The following is a 24,016-nucleotide window of genomic DNA, read 5'->3' on the forward strand; positions in this document are numbered from 1 at the left end:
TACAGGCCGTGTTATTCGCGACACGCCGGCGTTCAACGGTTTCGACGTGGTAATACTACCCATCGTTTTTCGACCGCATAAGGGCGTGCTGATTAGCTTCGACGGCCCGTGTGGCCGATAATTGTGTGGTCGATTTTCCCCGTTTCAGGATTGTCCATGGGTGAGTTATCCGCGCGTTCGCGCGCAATCGCCGACGAGCAAGGCTTTGTCGAGACGGCGTATGCCGCACTCGACCGCCAACGCGAGGCCTATTCCGAACGTCTGCGCGAGGTTCGAGCGCAACAGGGCCACGAAAGCGCGGGCGCCCTCTCCGAGCGCGACTCCTTTGCGACCCATTACGAGGACAATCTCATACGTTTGCGCAACGTCGAGAATCGCCTGGTCATGGGACGCCTCGACTTCACAGACGGCGAAACCGAGCACATCGGGCGCATCGGCCTCAAGGACGAAGACCAGGAGATCATTCTCCTCGACTGGCGAACCCCGCAGGCCGAGCCCTTTTACAGGGCCACCGCGGCCGAGCCCGGCGACGTCGTTCGCCGCAGGCACATTCAAACCCGGATGCGCGACGTCGTCGGCGTGGAGGACGAATTGCTGGACGCCGAAGCCTCCGACGGGCTGAGCGACCTCAACCTCACCGGGGAAGGCGCCTTGATGGCGGCGATGGCGACGGCCCGCGACGGAAAGATGAGCGACATCGTCGCCACGATCCAAGCCGAGCAGGATCGAATCATTCGGGCCGATTCGAACGGAATACTCGTCGTTCAAGGAGGGCCTGGGACCGGCAAGACGGCCGTCGCGCTCCACCGCGCAGCCTACCTTCTTTACACCCAACGCGAGCGGCTTTCTCGTTCGGGCGTTCTCATCGTGGGCCCCTCCCCCGTGTTCTTACGGTACATCGACCAAGTCCTTCCGAGCCTGGGCGAGTCCGACATCGTTTCGACGACGGTGACCGGGCTGCTTCCGGGGGTCGAGGCGACGGGGGCCGACACCCCGCAAGCCGCGCGGATCAAAGGCTCGTCCGTCTGGAGGACCATCGCGGCGAACGCCGTGCGCAACGTCCTCGAACGCCCGCTCGATCGCCCCGTCTCCTTCACGATCGACTCGAGCCCCGTGACCCTCACGCCCTCACACGTCGAGGCCGCGCAGCAGCGCGCTCGGCGCGGAGGGCGGCCCCACAACGAGGCCCGTGAAACGTACGCGAGAATCCTCGTCGAAGAGCTCGCAAACCAGGTGGCCGCGCACAAAGAAATGGCGCTGGAAGACGCCGGCTGGATAGTCGACGAGGTTGTGTCTTCGCGTGAGGCTCGGCGCGAAATCAACCTCCGATGGCTGCCTTCCTCTCCCGTCCAGCTGCTCGAGCGGCTTTACGCGCGCCCGCGCCTGCTCGCCATGTGCGCCCCCGAGCTTTCGCCCGAGGAGATCGAGGAGGTTCGCCGGCCGAAAGGCAGCCCGATCACGGCCGCCGACATCCCCATCCTCGACGAGCTCGCCGAATGCCTCGGCCCTTTCCGCACCGACTTCGAGAAGCGCCAACGAGCCGCGGCGCAGGCGCGCGACGCCGAGCTTTCCGAGTACGTCAAGGAAACGATGAGTTCGATGAACCTCGGCGGCGGCATCGTCAACCTCGAACAGCTGACCGAGCGCGCGGCCGGTTCGGGGCCTCAGTCGAGCCTTGCGGACCGCGCCTCCGCGGATCGAACATGGACCTACGGACACATTGTGGTCGACGAGGCGCAGGAGCTTTCTCCGATGCAGTGGGAGATGCTCGCCCGCCGCTGTCCGACGAGGTCGATGACGGTCGTCGGCGACCTCGACCAGCGTCCGGACGGCTCGCCCTCGGGCGGCTGGGCGAGCATCCTCGGACGGCTTGGATCGAGCGCTCGGATCGAGAACCTCACGGTCTCCTACAGGACTCCGGCGACGATCCTCCGCTCCGCCGGGCGAACCCTCGCCGCGGCGGGCGTTTCCGTGCTGCCCGTCGAGGCCGCCCGCGACCTTCCCGACTGCCTCGCCTTCACTGCGATCGAGGCGGACGGGCGAGAGGGCGCCGTCGTCCGATCGGTCAAGGAGCGCCGCGCCTGGTTGGACGGAGAGTACGGCCCGGGTGAGGGAACGCTGGCGGTCATCGTCCCCTCCGATTTGCGCGAAGGCATTGCGGAGGCGCTGGCCGGGGACCCCGGGCTCGCGGAGTACGTGAAGGCCGACTCCGCCGGCCTGGCGCGCATAGGCGTCTTGTCCGCAATAGAGGCCAAGGGTTTGGAGTACGACGCCGTCGTGCTGGTCGAACCCTCGCGCGTGCTGGCCGAAGGCCCCGGCAATCTTTACGTTGCGATGACCCGCCCCACCCGCCGCCTTGACGTTCTCTATTCGGGCGAGCTTCCCGCCGGCATGGCTTGACGTCGCACAGGCCGACGCCGGTCAAACCGACGCCGCGCCTCCCGCCCGGAGAGCCCGCCTCTTTCTGAGGCGATCGGCTCAAGCTGCAGTCGGCCCGAATTGCGGACAATCCTCATTTTCGATCCGATCTGCTGTACGGTTTGTCTTCGGCACACATTTCACCGCAAGGAAGGCAAGATGCCACGAGTCCTCCTCCTAGAGTCCCCGCATGCGTCTGCGGACTCGGTTTTCGCCAAGTACGGCATAGAGGTTCGCCGCGTTTCCGGCGCGCTCCAAGGCAACGAGCTGATTGAGGCGCTCAGCGACGTCGACATGGTGGGAATCCGCTCAAAGACCAACCTCACCCGCGAGGTGCTCGACGCGAACCCCCATCTGACTGCGATCGGCGCTTTCTGCATCGGAACGAATCAGATCGACGTCTCCGCCGCCAACGAAGCCGGCATCGCCGTGTTCAACGCGCCGTACGCCAACACGCGCTCCGTCGTCGAGCTCGCTATAGCCGAGGCGATCGCCCTCACTCGTCATCTGACGGACAAGAACAACGCCCTTCAGGCCGGGGTGTGGGAGAAAAACGCCTCCGGCGCGCACGAGGTGAGGGGGAAAACCCTCGGAATCGTCGGCTACGGCTCCATCGGCACCCAACTTGGCATCATCGCGGAGGCGCTCGGCATGTCCGTGCTCTTCTACGACGTCGCCGAAAGGCTGGCGATCGGCAACGCCGTGCGCATGCGCAGCCTGAGCCAGCTCCTCGAACGAGCGGACATCGTCTCGATCCACATCGACGGGCGTGCGTCGAATGCCGGATTTTTCGGGCGGGACCGAGTCATGGCTATGAAGGAGGGCGCGATTCTCATCAATCTTTCGCGCGGCTCCGTCGTCGACCTGGAGGCCGTGCGAGAGCGGCTGACGGACGGAAGCCTCAGCGGCGCCGGGATCGACGTGTTCCCTCGCGAGCCCAATGCAAACGGCGACCCTTTTTCCTGCTCGCTCGCGGGCCTCGACAACGTCATTCTCACGCCGCACATCGGGGGCTCGACGATCGAGGCGCAAGAGTCCATCGGCTCCTTCGTGGCCGAAAAGCTCGTCTCGTACTGGCGGAAGGGCTTGACCGGCCTCTCCGTGAACATGCCCGAGGTCGACGCCTCCCCCGCCCCCTCGGCGCGGCATCGCGTGACGTGGATCCACTCGAACACTCCGGGCGCGCTCGCCCACGTCAACAGCATTTTCGCCGCGGCGCACGCCAACATCGATGCACAAACGCTCGTCACATCAGGCGAAATCGGGTACATGGTCACCGACCTTGCGTCCGAGCTGCCGGAATCGGCCCTGACCGAGCTTTCCGAGCTGGATCAGAGCATTCGGCTGCGGGTGCTGCACAGAGACTGACGTGCTGCACAGAGACTGACGCGTCCGTGCAACCGGCGCATTTTCAACGGAGATCCGTCAATGCTTCCGGTTCGGCACTGAGACCCTGCAATGCGACGGAGGCGGGCTAAACGCGGCAAAACCGACTGCGCAGCCCGTCGCCTCGGAGCCGGCGAGCCGCCCCGGGACGACGCCAGGAACCTTTTTGGCGCGCTGGCACGGCAAGCCGCGGGTCGGCTCGCGAACTCGGAGGCGGCCACACTACACTTGACGTTGAAACTTCACGCATGCTGTGCCGTTGGAAAGGACCCCCGTGCACCATGGAATCTGAGCGCCTCCATTACGCGCCCGGCGTCCCGGCGGAGATAGAGCCGCCCTCGTATACGCTTGACGCGATTCTGGAACGGTCGGCCACCGTCTTCCCTAATTCCGTGGCCGTCGATTTTCTTGGACGCACAATCTCTTACGCGGAACTTGCCCATCAGACACGGAAGGCCGCTCAGGCCTTGAGCCGCCTAGGGGTGGGCCGTGGCGACGTCGTCTCGCTCGCCATGCCCAACTGCCCGCAGCACATCGTCGCATTTTTCGCCGTCCTCTCGCTCGGCGCGACGGTGGCCGAGCACAATCCGCTTGCGCCTCCAAAAGAGTTGCGTGAACAGATGACGCGGCGAGGCTCGCGCGCTGCAATCGTGTGGGAGCAAACCCTCGAGGCACTGGCCGCCGACGGGCCTCTCAGCGGCCCCGTTTTCCTGTCGGTCGACCTCTCGCGCGAACTTCCCCACCTTTCGCGCCTCCTTCTCAAGCTGCCGCTCGCTTCGGCGCGGGAGCAGCGTTCGAAGCTCCGAGGAGCCGTCCCCGCGGGCGTCGCCTCCTTCGACGAACTCGTCAGAAAGGCGCGGGCGCGCCGCGCTCCGAGCGCAGCGGCAATCGACGACGTCGCAGTCCTCATTCACACCGGCGGCACGACGGGCACGCCTAAAGCCGTCATGCTCACCCACCGGAACATCGCTTCGAACGTCGAGCAGACAAAAGCCTGGATCCCCATTCTCACCGCGGGCGACGAGGTGCTCTGCTGCGTGCTCCCCTTCTTCCATGCTTTTGGAATGATGGCAGCGATACTGGGCGTCAAGCTGGGCGCCACCGCCGTCCTGCTGCCGAAATTCGATCCGCACGTGCTTCTTGCGGCCAATCGCCGCCGAGGCATCACGCTGCTTCCCGGCGTCGCCCCCATGTTCGCCCGCATTCTCGACGCCGCAGCCGAACGCGGCGAGGACCTGAGCGGCATCGGCTTCGCTTTCTCCGGCGCCATGGCGCTCGACGGCGAATTGGCCGCCCGGTGGGAAAACGCCACGGGAGGCTTCATCATCGAGGGGTATGGGATGACGGAGGCCAGCCCGATCATCGCCGGCTCACCCGTTTCCTCGGCTCGCCGCCCCTCGACGCTCGGGCTGCCTTTCCCTTCCACCGAGGTGCGCATAGCCGCCCCGAACGACGCGCCTTCCCCGGCCAATCCCCACGCCGGCGAAATCCTGGTTCGCGGCCCTCAAATCTTCATCGGCTATCACAACGATCCCGAGGAGACTGCCCAAGCTTTCACCGAAGACGGCTGGCTCCGCACGGGCGACTTGGGCTATTGGGACGACGGCTTCCTCGTGATGGCGGACCGGGCAAAGGAGCTCATCATCAACGGCGGGTTCAACGTCTATCCGTCGCAGGTCGAAGAGGCGATCAAGGGAATGCCGGGAGTGCGCGACGTCGCCGTCGTAGGAATGCCCGAAGAATCGCGGGATTCGCGCGGGGAATCCGTTGTTGCCGCCCTCGTGCTCGAGCCTGGGGCGGCCGTCGACCTTGACGCCGTCAGGCGGTGGACCCAGGACAAGCTTTCCCATTACGCGATGCCGCGGTCGATAGCCGTTGTGGCGGACCTGCCCCGCTCGCAGCTCGGCAAGGTCCTGCGGCGAAGCGTCCGTGAACAATTGCAAGGCTTCGAGCTGAAGGCCGGCCAGTGGCGAGCAAAGGCCTCGGAGCTCACAGAGGCGACCGGCGAGGCGTTCGAAGCTTTCGTCTCCCGGTTCCAAGAGCAGTACTCGGTGACTCGCGAGCAGCTGAGCGACTGGCTCGCGTCCAAGGGCGAGAGCCTGGAAGGGCTGCGCTCCCGATTCGCCGAGCGCGCCCCTTCGCCGGAGTCCATCCGCGCCTGGTTCGCCGAGAATTTCAGCATCGAAGGCCTGAAGGCGTGGCTCTCGTCTAGATCCCAGCAGAACTCCAACCCTCCGGACAAGGCCAATCGCATCGGACCCGACGCGAGCGGCCAGCCAGCGTAGCCGAGGCCAGCCGACGCAACAGGGGCCAGCCGGCGTGTCCGAGATCAGCCGGCGACCGGCGTCGCCAATCATGCCCACAAGTTCTTCCGGGGCAGGTTCTTCTGAGTCAGGTTGCAGGTTCTTCTGGGCAGGCGTTCGTCGAACGGTCGCCTTCAGGTCGGATAGCGTTTCTCGAACCATGTGACTGCCTTGCGCAGGCACGGCCATTCGAGCACTGCTCGGGGCGTGTCGATCACGGCCTCCGCCTCCAGCTGCTCGTCCGTCACCGAGTACTCGTCCATCACGTCCCGGATCAGTGTTCGAAGTCGAGGAGCGGAGCCGCCAGCCAAGCGCGCTCGAACGTCCCAGCGGGCGTGTCGCACAGGGAGAAGTAGGCGCCGATGCCGCTCGCGAGCAGACCGACCTCGGTCGACTGGCTGCGGGCCAGCTGTGCGGACGCCCTCACCTCGGGGCCGCCATGGGATTGAACGCTTTGCCGTCTTGGCGATCGCCGTGGCCGGGCAGGTCGAAGGCGATCGGCTGGTCGCCCCGCGATGCAACTACGTCGGCGCACTGCGCCAGGACGGGATCACGCTTGTTCGAGAGCTGGCCGTGCACGCCGACGACGGCCCGCCCACCGGGCTTTCCCCACCTCAAGGCAGGAATTCCGTCAAGGACGAACTCTTCCGGCCGTCTGCCCATGGCTTTCCCCTCCTTCATGCACGAGTGCCCGGAAGGCTGAGCTTCCTCCAACGGCGCATGCGGCGGTTCCTCACTCTGCCTTCCAGTCCGGTTCACCGCATCCGTCCAGTCCGGTTCCTCACTCATCCGTCCAGTCCGGTTCACCGTATCCGCATGCATCGAAACGGCGGAGGAGCGCATTGCCCTGCTCCGTCGGCTCGGAGTCTCATGCCAGGGTTTGTCGAATACGCGACTGCGTCCCGGTCGCGACGACCTCGGCCGTCGCGCCGTTGACGAGAGGCATGAACGGGGCGACGTGGCCGCATTCGACGTCGGCAATGATCGGCACGTCCAGGCCTCCCAAAGCGTCGATGACGGCGTCGTACTGGTTCATGTCCGCGCAATCCGGAGCATTCGTGCGTCCGACAAGAACGGCGGCCGCACACTCGAAAAAACCCGCCAGGCGCATCCCATGGAGCGTTCTGCACACCTCATAGGCGTCCGCGTTGGCCGCTTCGACGTACACGATGAGCGGATCCCCGGTGGAGCGGGCGAGTTCGGACGCCCTGCCGAATGGCGTTCCGGCCAAGTTTCCCAGAGTCTCGATGCATCCGCCGATGAGCCTGCCCCGCACGTGCACGTCGCCCGCGCCGTCGAGCCGCACCCAGTAGGCTTCCTCCGTAAGCTCGAACTCAGCGGCCTCGGGAAACGTCTCGTACAGAACATAGCCTTCGCGGTACTTGTCGGGAGCGTCCTGAGTGAACGAGGCTCCTTGGGGAAGCGAGACGACGTCCATCCAGCCGACGAGGCCTTCAGGCACCGCGAACGGCGTGTCAAGGAGGTTGTTTCCGTGCACGGTGGCGACGCCGGCATTCAGGGTGAGCGGCAGAAGAAGGGTCGAAATGTCTGAATAACCTACGACCCACGTCGGCTCGGCCTCGGCCAGCCTCTTCCAGTCGAGGCAGGGTATGAGATCGATGGCCAATTCGCCGCCCCACGGCGGAATGACGGCGCGAATCTCCGGATCGAGAAGGAAATCCTGCAATTCCCGCGCGCGCTCCCGGGCGGGCGCGGACGTGGCTCCGTTTCCGTCCATGCACTCGCCGATGAGAACCTCAAATCCTCGGGAGCGCACGGTTTCTACGGCAAACTCCAGCCTGGGCTTCAGGGCGGGAGGCACACCGCCCGACGGGGACGTGACGGCCACCGTGTCGCCGGGGCCGAGGGGCCTGGGGAAACGCAGCTTCATTTGAGGGACTCTGGCGGATTCTCGCGCAGTTCGCGGATTGCATTTTCGAAGTCGTCCAACGAATCGTAGTTCGAATAGACCGACGCAAAACGCAAGTACGCGATTGTGTCGAGCTCACGCAGCGGCTCGAGGATAGCCAGGCCGATCTCGTGCGCCTCTATCTGCGAAGCCCCGTTGGCGCGGATCCGCTCCTCGACCAGCTGGGCGAGCCTCGCCAGGTCGTCTTCGCTTACGGGGCGGCCCTGGCAGGCCTTTCCCACCCCGCTAATGATCTTCTCTCTGGAGAAAGGCTCATATGCGCCCGACCGCTTGATCACCTGAAGGCTCGCCGTTTCGATCGTCGTGAATCGCCGATTGCACCGAGGGCACTGACGGCGCCGCCTGATGGCCTGGCCGTCATCGCTGGCGCGCGAGTCGATCACGCGAGACTCTGGATGTCGGCAGAAAGGGCAGCGCATTCTTTAACATTAATCGCGCGCGCGTCGGTGCGGCAAACATTTTGCCGAATCGCCGCCAATTCGGTCCATCTACAGCCCCCGGACCGGGGCTTCCCCTCTCCCGGTCCGGGGGCCAGCTCATCGGTACCGCGGCAGCACAAGCTTCTGTCCGGGTTTCACATCGCGCGAACCCAGAGAATTCAACTGTGCGATATCCGTGACTGCCTTCGGCGTGCTGGGGGCTCCGTCGATTCGGGCGGCGATCGCCCACAGCGTGTCTCCCGATTGAACGACAACCGTTTGTCGCTCAGCGGGAAGCAAGAGACTTCCCACGACGAGGCCCATGACGATCATGGTCGCGCAGGCGAGAGCGGCGAAGGCGGCTCGAAGCGCTCGAACTCCAAACGCCCCGGAAGCCACGGACTCGTCGGCTGCCGGCGTCGTCTTCGGGTACACGCACCTTGGGCGCGGCGATATGTGGGAACTGCGTCTGTCGCGAAGCGGGACGAGGCGGCCTGCCGACTGCGCTTTCCCATCGTCGGATTTGCCATCGTCGGGCGTGGCCGCGGTGGGAACTGCCCGAAGGCGCGGAGCCGGGAACTCCTGCTTCGACCGTTCGCCGTCGTACAAAGTGCGATCGGCGCGATTGTCGCGCGTATTCTCGCAGCGTCGCCGAGCGTCCGGACCGACGGCTTGCAACCGCCGAATGCCTTTCCCGCGCTGAGTCGCCGGCTTCCGTTTGCCGTCTGCCGGAATCCGCAGAACGCTCATAACTTTACCTCGAACTTTCGTTCATCGAACATCTGTTTATAGACGATAGCGAATCGTCGAACACTTGTCCAGTCTTGTCGCCCTGCCGCTTTCTCTGAACAAATGTTTGCCTTTTCGTATCGTTGCCGGTAGGCTGATGACATAAGTCAATCGCGCCCCTCCGACACTTTTTTGGGGCTTTCACCGGAGGTGATGATGGTCAGACGCCGAACAGCCCTGACTGAACGTCAGAAGGAAGTGCTCAACGCCCTTCGCTCGGAGCTGCTCAAGAACCGATACGCTCCGACCATTCGCGAAATCGCCGACCGCTGCGGCTTTTCATCGACGTCGTCGGTCAAATACCAGCTCGACGCTCTCGAAGACAAGGGGTACATTGTGCGCGACCCCAGGCGCCCGCGCACAATTCTTTTGACCGAGCTGGGATTGGAGAACACCCACCGCAGGCTTTACGCCGACTACACGAGCGCCGGCATTCCGAGGGGGGCGGCGGCAGAGGAGCCGAAGACGTCCGCGGAGGACTTCCACGTGGACCCCTCGGTCAACGTCCCGGTTGTCGGGCGCATCGCGGCGGGATCGCCGATACTGGCCGACCAAGTGGTCGAGGAGGTCCTTCCCCTGCCCCGGTCGCTCACCGGCGACGGCGAACTGTTCATGCTCAAAGTCGTGGGCGACTCCATGGTTGAGGCCGCCATCTGCGACGGCGACTGGGTCGTCATCCGCCGGCAGCCCGTCGCCGAGAACGGGGAGATAGTCGCGGCCATGATCGAGGGGGAGGCGACGGTCAAAGTCCTCCAGCGCAAAGACGGCCACACTCTTTTGCTTCCGCGCAACAGCGAGTACAGGCCGATTCCCGCCGACGACGCCGAGGTTCTCGGGCGTGTCGTCACGGTGCTGCGCTCGCTCTGACTCTCCGCCAGTCTCGCTTCCCGTGAACTTGACGCGACGGCTTCGACGCAGCGACTCGGAGCCGCGGCTTCCGGCCCCTTGCCGGTCATTGAGCACCCGTCCTTCACCGGACCGAGAATCGAGCGGGGCGCGTTCGACGCAACGTCCGGCACGTTCAACTTGGGATGCGGCCCGCGCCCGATCCCGGCATGCGAAAAGCGCGGGCCCTATACGGACCCGCGCTTCAGATCTGAGATCAGACGCAATTTCGAATGCTCATATGCGTCACAGAACGCTCGCACCGGGTGGGCGTCGAAGGCGTTCGCAGGCGTTTGGCGCGGACGCCTCGGAACGCTCACGCATCCCCGAACGTCCACGCCGCCGCGCGAAGGCCTGCCTCGTCAGAAGCCAAACTGGCGAGCCACATCCCGGATCGAGTCTGCGGAGCGCCGCAAACCGTCGTACTCCCTCGGCGTGACCACCGGGACGAGTCGGGGTCCGACGCCCGCGCGGCCCACGATCGAGGGAACCGACATGCACACATCGGAAATGCCGAGCCAGTCCTCCAAGTAGGAGGAGACGGGAAGCACGCGGTGCTCGTCACGGACGATCGAGCCGAGAATCGAAGCGACCGAGATTCCGATCGCGTAGTTCGTCACGCCCTTGCCCTCGATGATGTTGTAGGCCGAGCGAACGACGTCGTGATGAATCGCCTCGCGAACGCCGTCGTCGAGAAGCTTGCCGTCGACCGTTTGCCCCCACTGCAAAAGCGGCACTGCGCCGACCATCGCCGAGCTCCACAGCGGAATTTCGGAGTCGCCGTGCTCGCCGGCGATGTAGGCGTGGACGTTCTGCGGCGCTACCCCGCACGCGAGGGCAATGAGGTAGCGGAGCCGGGAAGAATCGAGCACCGTGCCCGAACCGAAGAAACGTCCGTCGCTGAGCCCGGACAGCTTCCACCCGGCGTAGGTGACGACGTCCACGGGGTTGGCGACCATGAGATAGATCGCGTCGGGCGCCTGCTCGACGGCCTTGGGAACGATCGACTTCATGATGTCGATCGTCGCCCCCGCGAGCTCAAGGCGAGACTGGCCCGGCTTCTGCTTGGCGCCCGCGGTGATGACGACGACGTCGGAATCCTTGATGACTGCGATGTCGGACGAGCCCTCGACGGTCGACACGGGCGCGAACTGGCTGCCTTGCGCGATGTCGAGCGCCTCGGCCTTGACTCTGGATTCGTTGATGTCGAACATCGCGTAATGGCGGGCGACACCCTGAATCATCGATGCGTACGTGACGGCGGAGCCTACGGCCCCGGCGCCTATGATCGCCACCTTGGTGCCGCGCCCGCCCGTCCTCGGGTCGATCGCAGGGGCGATGGTGGGAGCGGGAGCCTCTTCCTTTTCCGGGGCTTCGCTCTTCTTGGACTTGTCAGTCACGTCTCCTCCTTGTTTGCGGCAACTTCGCTACCGTCCAATGAAAATCCTACGGCTAAAACGGCTCGCGCGGGAGCCAATGCGTCCTATGTCTCCGCGCCAGTTTGAACGGCTGAGTCGCTGCCGTCCGCACAATCGCGCGCCGGATCGGGCGCCGCCGCCAAACGCCGGAGCGCCGAGCGGGCCACGTGCGGGTCTTTCGTCCTCCACATCGGCGGCAGCGAGGCGGCGAGAAAGGAGCCGTAGCGCGCCGTGACGATCCGCGGATCGAGGATGGCGACGACCCCGCGGTCGTCTGTGCGGCGCAGAAGGCGGCCGGCGCCCTGCGCGAGAAGCAGGGCGGCGTGGGTCGCCGCCACGCTCATGAAGCCGTTTCCGCCGGCGTCGGCCACAGCCTTGGTGCGCGCCTGGGTCAGCGGATCGTTGGGGCGCGGGAAGGGAATGCGGTCGATGAGGACGAGCCTGCACGTACGGCCCGGGACGTCGACGCCCTGCCACAGCGACAGCGTGCCGAACAGGCTGGCGGCGTCGTCCTCGGCGAAGCGCCGCACGAGCGTCGAAAGCTGATCGTCGCCCTGGCAAAGAACGGGCGTGTCCAGGCGTTCCCTGGCATATTCCGCCGCCGTCTCCGCGGCCCTACGCGAGGTGAACAGGCCCAGCGCGCCTCCCCCGGCGGCCTCGACCAGCTCGGCGATCTCTCGAAGCTGGGCCTCGCCTATGCCTTCGCGGCCCGGCGGGGGAAGCGAGGCCGCGGCGTAGAGGATCCCCTGTCTGGAATGGTCGAAGGGCGAGCCGACGTCGATGCCCTTCCACGGGCCTTGGCTGGGGTACGTGAAGCCGACGGCGCCGGCGACGTGGCCGAAGCTGCCTCCCGTTTCCAGCGTCGCGGACGTCAGAATCGCGGCCTTGCCCTCGAACAGCGTGTCGGCCAAGGCTGAGGAAACGTCAAGGGGCGCGACGTGAAGCGAGCTTCTCCCTTCGCCGTCGCGAGCGACCCACGGCACGAGGGCGCCTTCGCCCACGCCGTCGGACAGCAGCTGCTCCACCACGTCCGCGAGCGCCTTGACCCTCCCGCGGGCAAGGGCCTTTGCCGCCGCCGCGGCCTCGTCTTTGTCCCCCAAATCGTTGACGTCCTCGCGGGCCTGCTGCAATTCGCCGAGCATTCTCGACAGTCCGTCCGCAAGCGAGAGGGGAAGAGCCTCGAGCCGGCCTTCGTCAAGTTCGTCGAGCGCCTCGGTCACTTCGTCCCCGGCGTTTTCCAACTCCGTCGCGAGGATCGACTCGCGCCTGAGCAGCCTGACAAGCGAGGAAACGTCGCCTTTGGAAATTGAGGCGGTCAGCTGGCCCGTGACGCGGTCGGCGAGCTCGTGCGCCTCGTCGACGACGAAGGCCGCGCTTTCCGGGAGCACGGGAGTTCCCGTCGACTGAACCCCGAGCATTGAGTGATTCGTCACCACGATGTCCGCCTCTTCGGCCGCTTCGCGCGCGAGAACGGGGAAGCACGAGCCGCGCATCGGGCATTTCGCTCCGATGCACTCCGGTTTGGCGACGGAGACTTGCCGCCACGCCCGTTCGGAGACCCCGGGAACGAGGTCGTCGCGGTCTCCCGTGTCGGTCGCCATCGCCCATTCGCGCAGGCGCACCACTTCTTCGCCGGTGGCGCTCGCGCCGTACTCGCCCGAGGCGCGGGAGAGCAGCGCGTCCTCCTCCGGATATCCGCCCGCAGCTTTGCGCAGGCACACGTAGTTGCTCCAGCCTTTGACAAGCGCCACCTCGGGCGCCCTCCCGTGTATTTCGCGAACGGCCTCGGCTGCTTTCGGCGCATCGAAGGCGATGATCTGCCGTTGCAGCGCGAGCGTGGCGGTGGAGACGATCACGCGGCTGTCGGTTTTGACGGCCCATTCCATCGCGGGGGCAAGGTATCCGATCGACTTTCCGGTTCCCGTTCCCGCCTGCACGAGCAGATGCCCGCCGCCGTCCAGGGCTTCGGCGACCGCGTCCGCCATTTTCTCCTGCCCTTCGCGCCGAGTTCCGCCCATGGCCCGGACGACGGCGTCGAGAACCTCCCGCCCGGCCACGTCACTTCGTTTCAGCCGGGCTGAGCATCCCGCCGCGGCGCATGGCGGCTTCGATGTCCGCCGACACTCTGGCGTGCACGAAGACTCCTTCGCCCCGGTACTCGACAGGGGCAAGCAGTTCGCCGTCGTCGTGGATGCGGGAAAGGAGCGCTCCGGCGGAGTACGGGACGACTGCGGCGATCTCGATTTCCGGCTGCGGAAGGGCCTCCTCGATCGCCGCGCGCAGCTCCTCGATGCCCTCGCCGGTGAAGCACGAGACCGCGATCGAGCCGGGGAAGCGCGAACGCAGCGCGGCCAAGTCCACGGGGTCGGCGAGGTCGGATTTCGACAGAACGACGATCTCGCGCGCTTCCCGCGTTCCCGGCACCTCGGCGAGCACCTTTCGCACGGCTTTGACTTGGCCGACGGGGTCGTGGTGGGAGGCGTCGACGACGTGGACGAGCACGTCGGCCTCCCCCGCTTCTTCGAGCGTCGAGCGAAAGGCCTCGACGAGCTGGGTCGGCAGCTGGCGCACGAATCCCACGGTGTCGGCGAGGGTGTATTCCCGCCCGGAAGCCGTCTGCGTGCGTCGCACGGTCGGGTCGAGCGTGGCGAAAAGGGCGTTTTCGACGAGGACTCCCGCCCCGGTCAGGCGATTGAGCAGGGAGGATTTCCCGGCGTTTGTGTATCCGACGACGACGGCCGACGGCGTGGCCGCGCGCCGCCGCTCCGCTCGCTGCTGCTGCCTGGCGGGCCCCATGCGCTTGATGTCGCGTCGGAGCTTGGCCATTCGCGTGCGAATCCTCCGCCGGTCGAGCTCGAGCTGGGTCTCTCCAGGGCCTCGCGAGCCGATGCCCGCTCCAGCGGCCACGCGGCCTCCGGCCTGGCGCGACATCGAATCGCCCCATCCGCGCAGGCGCGGCAGCAAATACTCCAGCTGTGCGAGCTCGACTTGCGCCTTGCCTTCGCGCGACTTGGCGTGGCGGGCGAAAATGTCGAGGATGAGCGCGGTGCGGTCGATGACCTTGACCTTGACGATGTCCTCGAGCGCGCGCCGCTGCGAAGGGGCGAGCTCGGAGTCGGCGATCACGGTGTCCGCCTCGAGCGAGGCGACGAGATCGGCAAGCTCGTGCGCCTTCCCAGATCCCAGGTACGTCGCCGGATCCGGGAGCGCGCGCCGCTGGATCAGGCCGTCAAGGACCTTCGAACCCGCGGTCTCCGCCAGCGCGGCGAGCTCCCGCAGGGAATCCTCGGCCTGGCTCGCGCTGCCCTCGCTCCACAGGCCGACGAGGACGACCCGCTCGAGCCGAACCCGCCGGTATTCGACGTCGACGCCCTCTTCGCGTGAAATTCCCGTTTCCAGGCCCTGGATACGCTGAAGGGAAGATCGCTCTTCCCTTTCGAGTGCGTCGCCGGACCAGCCCGCGTCCTCGTGGGACACCGCCTGCAAAGCGGTGCCTTCGGCGGTGTGCAGGTCGATGCGAGATTCAGAAGAGCCCGCTCCGCTCGTTGATTCGTTCATATACGCTCATTATCCCATGAAAGCGACGCGTGGGAAGGCCCCTCACGGAGGCATCCCTGCTCCCTCTCCCCCATCGCGTCGCCTTTGTTCCCGGACCCCAGGGGCCGCCGGACTCCGACCGGCATGCCCGACGTGTCGAACGCCTTTGCTCCGGGCGCCTTAGGGCCGCCGTCTTGCCCAGACGCCGTCGAACCGCGCGAACACTGTGACTGCCCCGGGGGCGGCAAGCGGTCTTGCCCAGGCGCCGTCGAACCGCGCCTTCGGCTCTTCGCTTAGGCGTCTGCGCCGCTCGCTTGGCTCGCCGCTTCGGAAGCTAAACTTGTTGCGTGGCAAACGAGCATTATTTTTCCCAGTCTCCCTCTTCCGACGAAGCGACCGTCGAGCGGCTCGTCAGCCTTCGGGGGCGCGAGTACGCGGTCGCGACGTCGGGCGGCGTCTTCTCCGCCGACCATGTAGACAAGGGAACTGCCGTGCTGCTGCACAAGGCGCCCGAACCGGACCTCGGGCCGGGAGATCTCGCGATCGACCTGGGATGCGGATGGGGCCCGTTGACGCTCGCCCTGTGCGAGGAAGCCCCGGGCGCAGACGTGTGGGCGGTGGACGTCAACGAACGCGCACTCGAACTGACCCGAAAGAACGCCGCGCGCGCAGGTTTCTCGCCGAAGGCCCTCGCCGCCGACGAGGCGCTTGCGGCCTTGGGCGAACGGAAAATCCAGCTCATCTGGTCGAACCCCCCGGTGCGCATCGGCAAAGCGCGGCTTCACGAGCTGTTGACGACGTGGATCGAAAGGCTCGCCGACGACGGCGCGGCCTACCTCGTAATTCAAAGGAACCTCGGCGCGGACTCGCTTCGCTCGTGGATGCTCGGCCAAGGGTGGGGCTGCGAAAAGATCGGCTCCGCGAAAGGCTTCCGGGTCTTCGCCGTCACGAGAACGCCTCGCGAAGGCGAAGAGACCGCAGCGGACGAACGGGGCTGACCTGCCTCGGCGGAGCACGGCGAACGGCGAGGGATCGCCTGCCCCGGGAGATTGCCCCCCGGGTGCCCGGCCGACCACGATGCGTTCGGACTACTCGACGTCGGCTTTGCGGCTGCGAACGCTGAAAGCCTACGCGCCCACTGTTTCAGCGTTTCCGGAGTCTTCAGCGTTTCCGGAGTCATTCGGCCCCGATTGGGGGTCGTCTCGCTCCGACCGCTCCGCTCTTTTCGGCTTGGGAACGGCAAGGAACAAACCGACCGAGACAACCGCGGCGACGTTGATGAACATGCGACGGTCCGACCGAGCTATCTCGCAGGAACGGTCAATCCTCTCTTCGACTCTGCGGTAGTACTCCTCTGCATCTTTAGAGTCTTTGACGGACTCTCCGAGAAAGTCCCAAATCTGCTCCGAGTCTGGCGCATCGAAGCCCGTCAACAACGAGTAGTTCTCACCCTGGTATCTCCAGGCGACAGGATGGCACGACGATGTTTCTGCGCCCGCAGGCAGAATCACTTCAGGACGGCTGAAGTACAGCCAGCCCATCCACAGCAGAGCAAAGGCGACGACCAAGGTTCTGATGACAACGTACCGTTTTAGGGTCATGAAAGTCACGATATTGAGTACCCTCCTTTCACATTGTGGGGTCTCTTGTCCCAGGGTCTGATCCCGCTTCCCTTGCTGACTTGTTCGTTGAAGGAATCGAGTGCTGCCTTCGATTGCCCGTCCTGCGTTTGTATGTAGTGCACAGCGAGCTCGAAGTCCTTGGTCCCGGTCCTTGATTCCCACGCAAGGTCAGCGAGAAGCTTATACAGCAGGACCTTAAGCTGATCGAATTGCTTAGAAGGCCCGGATTCCCCCACGCCGACTCTGGGGTCCCTTCGGACGCAGTCAGACAAGAAAACGCCTGATATCCTCTTCGCGGCGTCCTCGAGGGAGTCCGAGACTTTAGGCATCGCTCTGTTCACTATGTCGTCAATGTGGTTCATATCGATCTTCAACTTATCCGCCTTGCCGATCTCCGACGACGAAAGCGTTTTCATTGACATGTCCACCCTCTCGTGGTTGACCTCCATCACCTCATAGTTGTCAACAAGAGTTTGTTGAATTTTCCCTTCCGCGAGCTCCACACGATTCGCTATGGTTTTGAAGGCGCTCCTCAACGCCTTCATAGCCGATTCATAGTTTTGCGGAGCATCCTTCTTGACATTCTCTTCAGTGACCTTCTTCATTCCCTTGAGGCCGAGCTTGACGGCAGTCGACCCATGTTTTAGTAGACCCGTCGGTTCAACAAAGGAGTCAAAAGCTTCCACTGTTTCGCTAGCAACATTAAGCGCAAATTCCAGCTTTCGATAGCTTCTATTCGCTACTCCTCTAAACATCGCAATGGATTTTTCAATAGCAGTCACCACGATATACCGCGTTTTCTCGAACATCTTCTGTTCAGCCGCCAAGCTCGCTCCCCAGTACGCGACTCCTTCCTCCATGCCTTGAACAGCGCCCTGTAGAGGGTCGATAAAGTCCAAACCGAAAGACATGACCGTAGCCCCGCTCATATCATTGATCTTTTGATTCACTCTGTCTAATGCCTTATGCAGTTCCCCCGTCCCAACGGGCGCTCCGGCCTGCATGTTGATGTCGGCCGCCAGAATCCCAACAACGCCAAAGGCCTTCGCTTTCTCGGTGTTTATGCGTTGTGGATCAGGGAGATCAAGCCAAGGCCCCACGACTTCGTCAATGGCGCTCCTGATTTCATTGAACTTGTGAACGTACTTCATGGTGCTGTCACCGTTAGTTCGTCCGCCTCCTTCGCCGTCATCGCCCGGACGAGTGATCCTCTGCGAATCGGAGGGTGCGGCAGCCTGCCCCTGAGGGACGAGAGTGCTGACCATGTAGTAGTCGTCGTGGACCTCGTAATCCGTAAAGGCAGAGTCACACGACGATCGCATATAAGCGTCGATCGCAGCCTTCTTGAGTCTGCCCACAAGCATAGGGACGTTAGAGTATGCAGTCATTGCTCCTCGTTTCGTTCAAAATTATACGTAGATTAATTTGAGACACGACAGACAATGCGTCGTATAGTCGTCCATAAACGATCACGGCGACAAAGCCCGCAGCAAAAGACCGCTAGAAGCGCACATCCGGAGCGCCGGAACGTCCGAAAACCGCAATCCGCCCTTTTTCAGAAGTGCGTTGGGCCTTATGCACCGCCATCGCTTAGCATCGGCTGCGATCGCGTGACGATGCGGCTTGCGCGTGACGATTTAGTTTGTACCGATTGTCAAACGACAACTATTTGGTTGTCGTTTGACAGACTATCACCGCACCCATGTGGACGCAAGCAACTTTGTAGAATGCAATTATGTGCACTCTCGTTGCTCGATTTCTCGTACACATACCCATACGCAACAGGAGGAGAACGCCGTCAAGGCCGCCGCTGCGCGGACAACCCGTCGAGGAAGGCCTATTCTCCGCTGTATCCTGCAACGCCGATGAGCGAAAACTCGGCGACGAGCACCGCGGGCCCCGTCAAAAATGCGCGACCCCCCTCAATGCGCACGGTCAGCGGTCCGCCCGGGGAGCGCAGCTGCACTTCGCCCTCGCGTTTTCCCCGTGAAAGAAGCACGGCCAGGGCCGCGGCGCAGGTTCCTGTTCCACAGGCGAGGGTCTCCCCCACTCCGCGCTCGAGCACGCGCATGAGCGCCGGATTTGAGGGACTAACCGATCGATCGGCAAGGCCTTGATCGGCGCGATTGGCCTGGCCTCCCGAAAAGGTTTGATCGGCGAGATCGACTTGGCCTCCGAGACTGACTCGATCGCCGGGTTCGGCGACCACGAGCTCAAGATTCGTTCCCTCGGGCGGAACAGGGTCGTATTGCGGAGCCTCGGTCAATCGCGCCGCCGCGAGCTCTTCCGCGCTGTCGAGGAGCACGACGGTGTGCGGATTGGGCATCGTCACGCTCAACGCCGGCCGCTCTCCCACCCCGGGAACCGCCACTCGCGTGTCGTCTCCGGCGTCGCCGCGCGGCAGACCGTATTCGCCCATGTCGATTGTGTAGACGGCTCCGTCGAAGGAAACCGCCTTGACGCCGCCGCGGGTTGCGACGGTCACGGACCGGCCCGGCTTGAGGTCGATCACGCCTTGGACCCGCAGGTAGTGCACGAACACTCTCAGGCCGTTGCCGCACATTTGCGCGATCGAGCCGTCCGCGTTGCGGTAGTCCATGAACCATTCCGCTTCGGGAAAGTCCCGGGCGACGTCGGCCATCTCGGGAACCGAGGCGGTGCGCGCGACGCGTATGAGCCCGTCCGCGCCGATGCCGAAATGGCGGTCGCATACTGAAGCGACCGCCTCGGCCGGCAGATCGAGCGTGCCTGCGAAGTCTGGCACGAGAATGAAATCGTTGCCGGTGCCGTGTGCCTTCGTGAGGGTCCTGCCCTCGAGCTGCGGGATGATCACGGATACACTCTACCGACTCTGGCTTCCGTCTTGTTGGGAGGGACGTCGCCTTGGAAGCTGCCGCCGCCGTTTCGGCCTTTGGCGCGCGCCGCTTGAGGCAGCGCCCAAGGCGTCCCGCCCTCGCGGGAATACTTCCCTGCCGACGACGCGCGACGCCCGCCGCTTCGTCGATCCTGCCCTCGCGGGCAAAGCCGCGCCCTTTGCGCAGACCTGTCACGTCGCCTCCTTCTGGCCTAGAACGTCTGCGTCGTTCCGCCGCGCCTCTTGCGCAGACCTGTCACGTCGCCTCCAGGGCGCGCAGGATGTCGCCGGCCGCGCGGGGGACGTCGCCGTCGGTCAGGTCGAGCCATTCGATTCGCGGGTCAGCCCTGAACCATTTTGTTTGCTTCTTTGCGAGCCGCCGCGTAGCCAGACACATCGATTCGACGGCCTCCTCGATTCGCATCCGACCCTCGATGACGGCCATCGCCTCGGCGTATCCGGTCGCCTTTCCGGCCGTGGGCGAATTGGCCAAGCCGCGATCCATGAGCTCGCGCGTCTCTTCGATGAGCCCCGAGGCCATCATCTCCTTGGCCCTGCGGTCGATCGCCGCATTGAGCACGTCGGAGCCCCGGAACGCCCCAAAAAGGCGAACGTTCGGATAGTGGGCGGTGTGTCGGGGAAAGCGCGGCGTGTAAGGTCTGCCCGTCACCCGAATCGCCTCGAGCGCCCGCACCAGACGACGGGTGTTCGCCAAATCCATTGCCTCGTACGCCTGCGGGTCCTTGCGGGCAAGCTCCTCCAGCAGCGGCCCCGGGCCCTCCCTCTCCAGCAGCGACTCCAGCTCGGCGCGAACGCGGCGATCTCGCCCCGGAAAGTCGAGCCTGTCAAGCAGCCCGGAAACGTACAGACCCGATCCTCCCACCACCACGGGAGTCTTTCCCGCGGCGAGTATCGCGTCGACGTCGGCCCGGGCGCTGCGCTGGTATGCGGCGACGCTCGCTTCGTCGACGACGTCAAGCACGTCGATTTGACGATGGACGATTCCGCGCCGCTCAGCCGGGGAAATTTTCGCCGTTCCCACGTCCATGCCCCGATACAGCTGCATGGCGTCGGCGGAGACGATCTCAACCGAGTCTGCTCCGCCGAGGGCTTCGGCAAGCTCGAGCGAGAGGGCCGTTTTTCCCGACGCCGTCGGCCCGACAATGCCGATCACCGCCACGGTGGATTCCTTTCAGACTCTTCTCAGGGCGCGGGGCGCCGGCGAATCGTCGGCATTCCGAGGGAAACGGGGGCGCGGCCCTCGGCCTCGGCGGTCAGCTGCTCCGTGCGCCGCCGGTGCGCGGCCCACGCCTCGCCCGCCCGAGTCCTGCGAACCTCGAAAAGCCCCCCGGCGAGCGCCGAATCCGCAACGAGGTGGTGCGGGGCGCCGTGAGTGACGACGGCGCGGACCATGTCCCCCGGACGAGGTCGGTCCCCGGCGTCGATTCCCGCGGGAAGGGCGACGTGGACCAGACGGTTGTCGGCCGCCCTGCCGCTGACGCGCTCGGTTTCGGCGTCCTTGCGCCCCTCCCCCTCGGAGATGAGCACTTCGACGGCCGAGCCTTCTTTCGCTTTGTTCTCCTCCGTCGAGATTCTCTCTTGAAGGGCGACAAGTCGGCGATATCTGTCGGAGACGACCTCGGGGTCGACCTGGTTGTCCATATCCGCCGCCGGAGTTCCCGGGCGCGGCGAATAGATGAAAGTGTACGCGGAGGCGAAGCGCGAACGTTCGACGACGTCAAGGGTCGCCTCGAAGTCTTCGTCCGTCTCACCCGGGAAACCGACGATGATGTCGGTTGTGATGGCCGCCTCGGGCATCCTCGCGCGAACGCGGTCGAGGATGCCGAGGAAACGCGAGGAGCGGTAGGAGCGGCGCATGGCGCGAAGCACCCGGTCCGAACCCGATTGGAGCGGCATGTGCAAAGAGGGCATGACCGAAGGCGTCTCCGCCATCGCCGCGATGACTTCGTCGGAGAAGGCGGCAGGGTGCGGCGAGGTAAAGCGCACGCGCTCCAAGCCCTCGATCTCGCCGCAGGCTCGCAAAAGCTTGGCAAACGCCTGTCTATCGCCGAAGCCCACGCCGTACGAATTGACGTTCTGGCCCAGAAGGGTCACCTCGATGGCGCCCTCGGAGACGACGGCTTCGACTTCGGCGAGGACCTCCCCTGGCCTCCGGTCGCGTTCCTTGCCCCGAAGATGCGGAACGATGCAGAACGTGCAGGTGTTGTTGCACCCGACGGAGATCGACACCCACGCTGCAAATGCGCTCTCGCGGCGGGTGGGAAGAGTCGACGGGAACACCTTGAGCGATTCCTCTATCTCGACCGCGGCCTCGGCGTTGTGCCGCGCACGCTCGAGGAGTGCTGGAAGGACGTCGAGATTGTGGGTGCCGAGCACAGCGTCGACCCACGGCGCTTTCTCGATGATCCCGCCGCGCATCTGCTGCGCCAAGCAGCCGCCGACGGCGATTTGCATGCCCGGCCTCTCGCGTTTGACCGCTGCCAGTTGGCCGAGATTGCCGAAAAGGCGGGTCGCCGCGTTTTCCCTCACGCTGCATGTGTTGACGACGACGACGTCAGCGCCTTCGTCCCCCGCATCCGTCGCCCGTGCAGCCTTTTCGGGCACGACGGCGACGGGGACATAGCCGGCGTTCTCAAGGAGGCCGGCCAGGCGCTCGGAGTCGTGCACATTCATTTGGCATCCGAGCGTGCGAATTGCGTACGTACGAGGGAGTTCAACAGCTGACATCGCGAGTAAGTCTAGTCCACTTTCAATCCGTCCAGCTCGCCTCGGAATCTTCGGACCCCAGCAGCTCGTTGGCCTGTCGCAAAGCGATCGAGCAGACGTCGTGAGAGAAACCGCGCCGGGCCAAGGCGGCGTAAACTCGCTGCTGGAGGCTTGCGCGGTCCCCGCCTCCCCGTTCGAGGCGCTTGAGCGCCAGACGGGTCGCCGCGCCCAGCTCTTCGGCGTCGTCGATCGCTCCGACCGCGGCCTCGACGATGTCCGCGTCGATGCCTTTTCGCCGAAGCTCCTCGGCAATGACGCGGCGCGACGTCCCTGCGCCCGCCAGCCGAGTCTGCACGAGCGCGTCGGCGAAATGGGCGTCGTCGATCAGCCCTAGCTCGGTGTAGCGATCGAGGATCTCGCAGCGCACGTCTTCGGGAACGCCCCGCTTGGCCATCGCCTCGTCGAGCTGGTGGCGGGAGCGATCCATCATCGACAGCTGTCGAATGACGATCGCGCGTCCCTTTTCGAGCCATTCCGACCGGCTCAGCTCCATGACTTCAGACCTCGTCTGCCGCATTCTGCGAGTCCTTTCCTTCGTCGGGCTCGGGCGCTATCCCCATCTTCGCGAGGATCTTGCCTTCGATCTCGTCGGCGATCTCGGGGTTGTCCCGAAGGAAGTGCCGCGCTTTTTCTTTGCCCTGGCCGAGCTGATCGCCGTCGTAGGTGTACCAGGCCCCCGATTTGCGGACTATGCCGCCGTCGACGCCCATGTCGATGATGCATCCCTCGCGGGAGATTCCCTGACCGTACATGATGTCGAATTCCGCCTGTTTGAAGGGAGGCGCCATTTTGTTCTTGACGACCTTGACCCGAGTGCGGTTGCCCACCGGCTCGGAGCCTTCCTTGAGGGTTTCGATCCTGCGCACGTCCAAACGCACAGAGGCGTAGAATTTGAGGGCTTTGCCGCCCGTCGTCGTCTCGGGATTTCCAAAGAAAACGCCGATCTTCTCGCGCAGCTGGTTGATGAAAATGGCGGTGGTGCCGGAAGCCGACAGGGCGCCCGTGATCTTGCGAAGCGCCTGGCTCATGAGGCGAGCTTGGAGGCCGACATGCGAATCGCCCATTTCGCCTTCGATTTCCGCCTTGGGCACGAGCGCGGCCACGGAATCGACGACGATGATGTCGAGCGCGCCGGAGCGGATGAGCATGTCGGCGATCTCGAGGGCCTGCTCGCCGGTGTCGGGCTGGGAAACGATGAGAGCGTCGGTGTCGACGCCGAGTTTCTTTGCATACTCGGGGTCCAAGGCGTGCTCCGCATCGATGAATGCGGCGATGCCTCCGTTCTTCTGGGCATTCGCCACGGCGTGAAGGGCGACCGTCGTTTTGCCCGAAGACTCCGGACCGTAGACTTCGATGACCCTTCCCCGCGGAAGGCCTCCCACGCCCAATGCGACGTCAAGCGACGTGGCCCCCGTGGGAATCACTTGAATCTTCGTCTGAACGTGATCGCCCAGGCGCATGACCGATCCTTTGCCGAACTGCCGGTCGATCTGCGACAGGGCCACATCCAGGGCCTTGGCGCGGTCCTCGCTTTTGGCTGCCATCTTCTTTCCTTTGTGTCGAGTGGGTGGACAGAGCAGGTCTTCATCGCGGCCATCCCTCGCCGAGCGGCCGTCTGGGACTACGTTATGCCCGACCTCCGACACAAAAGCGGCCTACTTTCCAAAC

21 protein-coding genes are annotated in these 24,016 nt (G+C 64.7%); 5 read left to right on the forward strand and 16 right to left on the reverse strand.

Annotated elements, in window-relative coordinates; translation table 11 throughout:
- Window positions 1-156: 156 nt before the first annotated feature.
- From A4H34_RS09390 to A4H34_RS09400, 3 genes are all read left to right on the forward strand, one after another.
- Entirely contained in the window at window positions 157-2,400 is a 2,244-nt protein-coding gene (locus tag A4H34_RS09390) for a HelD family protein (RefSeq protein ID WP_064231918.1), read from the forward strand.
- 177 nt (window positions 2,401-2,577) lie between these two features.
- Complete coding sequence (gene serA, locus A4H34_RS09395; RefSeq protein WP_064231919.1) at window positions 2,578-3,786, forward strand: phosphoglycerate dehydrogenase; 1,209 nt, start codon at window positions 2,578-2,580, stop codon at window positions 3,784-3,786.
- Window positions 3,787-4,085: 299 nt separating this feature from the next.
- Window positions 4,086-6,089, forward strand: a complete 2,004-nt coding sequence (locus A4H34_RS09400) for an AMP-binding protein (protein ID WP_064231920.1) — start codon at window positions 4,086-4,088, stop codon at window positions 6,087-6,089.
- A 152-nt stretch (window positions 6,090-6,241) separates the two neighbouring features.
- On the opposite strand, the gene A4H34_RS11475 is transcribed toward A4H34_RS09400, so the two are convergent.
- The 6 genes from A4H34_RS11475 to A4H34_RS09420 all read right to left on the reverse strand — a co-directional run bounded on the left by A4H34_RS11475 (window position 6,242) and on the right by A4H34_RS09420 (window position 9,206).
- On the reverse strand, window positions 6,242-6,370 hold the full coding sequence (locus tag A4H34_RS11475; RefSeq protein ID WP_009199806.1) for a hypothetical protein: 129 nt from the start codon (window positions 6,368-6,370) through the stop codon (window positions 6,242-6,244).
- A gap of 11 nt (window positions 6,371-6,381) precedes the next feature.
- Window positions 6,382-6,534, reverse strand: coding sequence for a hypothetical protein (locus A4H34_RS11445; protein WP_231871023.1), 153 nt, complete (start codon window positions 6,532-6,534; stop codon window positions 6,382-6,384).
- On the reverse strand, window positions 6,531-6,770 hold the full coding sequence (locus A4H34_RS11450) for a hypothetical protein (RefSeq protein ID WP_231871024.1): 240 nt from the start codon (window positions 6,768-6,770) through the stop codon (window positions 6,531-6,533). Before A4H34_RS11450 ends, A4H34_RS11445 begins: the two co-directional genes overlap by 4 nt.
- Window positions 6,771-6,975: 205 nt before the next feature.
- Window positions 6,976-7,998, reverse strand: a complete 1,023-nt coding sequence (locus tag A4H34_RS09410; RefSeq protein ID WP_064231921.1) for a S66 family peptidase — start codon at window positions 7,996-7,998, stop codon at window positions 6,976-6,978.
- A complete protein-coding gene (nrdR, locus tag A4H34_RS09415; RefSeq protein WP_064231922.1) occupies window positions 7,995-8,456 on the reverse strand; it encodes a transcriptional regulator NrdR in 462 nt (153 codons plus the stop codon). Before nrdR ends, A4H34_RS09410 begins: the two co-directional genes overlap by 4 nt.
- A gap of 117 nt (window positions 8,457-8,573) precedes the next feature.
- Entirely contained in the window at window positions 8,574-9,206 is a 633-nt protein-coding gene (locus tag A4H34_RS09420; RefSeq protein WP_064231923.1) for a LysM peptidoglycan-binding domain-containing protein, read from the reverse strand.
- A 192-nt stretch (window positions 9,207-9,398) separates the two neighbouring features.
- Here A4H34_RS09420 and lexA point away from each other — a divergent pair, with 192 nt between their 5' ends.
- Entirely contained in the window at window positions 9,399-10,112 is a 714-nt protein-coding gene (lexA, locus tag A4H34_RS09425; protein WP_009199812.1) for a transcriptional repressor LexA, read from the forward strand.
- A gap of 380 nt (window positions 10,113-10,492) precedes the next feature.
- Here the strand turns inward: lexA and A4H34_RS09430 are convergent, their stop codons facing one another.
- The 3 genes from A4H34_RS09430 to hflX all read right to left on the reverse strand — a co-directional run bounded on the left by A4H34_RS09430 (window position 10,493) and on the right by hflX (window position 15,106).
- The gene (locus A4H34_RS09430; protein WP_064232055.1) at window positions 10,493-11,470 is read right to left on the reverse strand and encodes an L-lactate dehydrogenase; all 978 of its coding nucleotides are present in this window, start codon (window positions 11,468-11,470) and stop codon (window positions 10,493-10,495) included.
- A gap of 143 nt (window positions 11,471-11,613) precedes the next feature.
- Window positions 11,614-13,605, reverse strand: a complete 1,992-nt coding sequence (locus tag A4H34_RS09435) for an ATP-dependent DNA helicase (RefSeq protein ID WP_064231924.1) — start codon at window positions 13,603-13,605, stop codon at window positions 11,614-11,616.
- Between the two features lies 1 nt (window position 13,606).
- Entirely contained in the window at window positions 13,607-15,106 is a 1,500-nt protein-coding gene (gene hflX / locus A4H34_RS09440) for a GTPase HflX (protein WP_064231925.1), read from the reverse strand.
- A gap of 326 nt (window positions 15,107-15,432) precedes the next feature.
- Here hflX and A4H34_RS09445 point away from each other — a divergent pair, with 326 nt between their 5' ends.
- On the forward strand, window positions 15,433-16,083 hold the full coding sequence (locus A4H34_RS09445) for a class I SAM-dependent methyltransferase (RefSeq protein ID WP_009199817.1): 651 nt from the start codon (window positions 15,433-15,435) through the stop codon (window positions 16,081-16,083).
- A 129-nt stretch (window positions 16,084-16,212) separates the two neighbouring features.
- Here the strand turns inward: A4H34_RS09445 and A4H34_RS09450 are convergent, their stop codons facing one another.
- The 7 genes from A4H34_RS09450 to recA form a co-directional block, all read right to left on the reverse strand.
- Window positions 16,213-16,686 carry a hypothetical protein gene (locus A4H34_RS09450; RefSeq protein WP_156510316.1) on the reverse strand — a complete coding sequence of 158 codons (474 nt, stop codon included), beginning with the start codon at window positions 16,684-16,686 and terminating at the stop codon, window positions 16,213-16,215.
- Between the two features lie 5 nt (window positions 16,687-16,691).
- Entirely contained in the window at window positions 16,692-18,095 is a 1,404-nt protein-coding gene (locus tag A4H34_RS09455) for a hypothetical protein (RefSeq protein WP_064231927.1), read from the reverse strand.
- Window positions 18,096-18,544: 449 nt separating this feature from the next.
- Window positions 18,545-19,540, reverse strand: coding sequence for a diaminopimelate epimerase (gene dapF, locus A4H34_RS09460; RefSeq protein WP_082903189.1), 996 nt, complete (start codon window positions 19,538-19,540; stop codon window positions 18,545-18,547).
- A gap of 277 nt (window positions 19,541-19,817) precedes the next feature.
- Window positions 19,818-20,741 carry a tRNA (adenosine(37)-N6)-dimethylallyltransferase MiaA gene (miaA, locus tag A4H34_RS09465; protein ID WP_064231928.1) on the reverse strand — a complete coding sequence of 308 codons (924 nt, stop codon included), beginning with the start codon at window positions 20,739-20,741 and terminating at the stop codon, window positions 19,818-19,820.
- 23 nt (window positions 20,742-20,764) lie between these two features.
- The gene (gene miaB / locus A4H34_RS09470) at window positions 20,765-22,309 is read right to left on the reverse strand and encodes a tRNA (N6-isopentenyl adenosine(37)-C2)-methylthiotransferase MiaB (protein ID WP_064231929.1); all 1,545 of its coding nucleotides are present in this window, start codon (window positions 22,307-22,309) and stop codon (window positions 20,765-20,767) included.
- 22 nt (window positions 22,310-22,331) lie between these two features.
- Window positions 22,332-22,865 (reverse strand): regulatory protein RecX, encoded by a 534-nt coding sequence (locus tag A4H34_RS09475; protein ID WP_082903190.1) that lies wholly within the window; start codon window positions 22,863-22,865, stop codon window positions 22,332-22,334.
- Window positions 22,846-23,892, reverse strand: coding sequence for a recombinase RecA (recA, locus tag A4H34_RS09480; protein WP_009199825.1), 1,047 nt, complete (start codon window positions 23,890-23,892; stop codon window positions 22,846-22,848). The genes A4H34_RS09475 and recA overlap by 20 nt, the downstream gene beginning before the upstream one ends.
- Between the last annotated feature and the right edge of the window lie 124 nt (window positions 23,893-24,016).

This window comes from Peptidiphaga gingivicola (assembly GCF_001652275.1).
In the GTDB taxonomy this organism is placed as follows: Bacteria; Actinomycetota; Actinomycetes; order Actinomycetales; family Actinomycetaceae; genus Peptidiphaga; species Peptidiphaga gingivicola.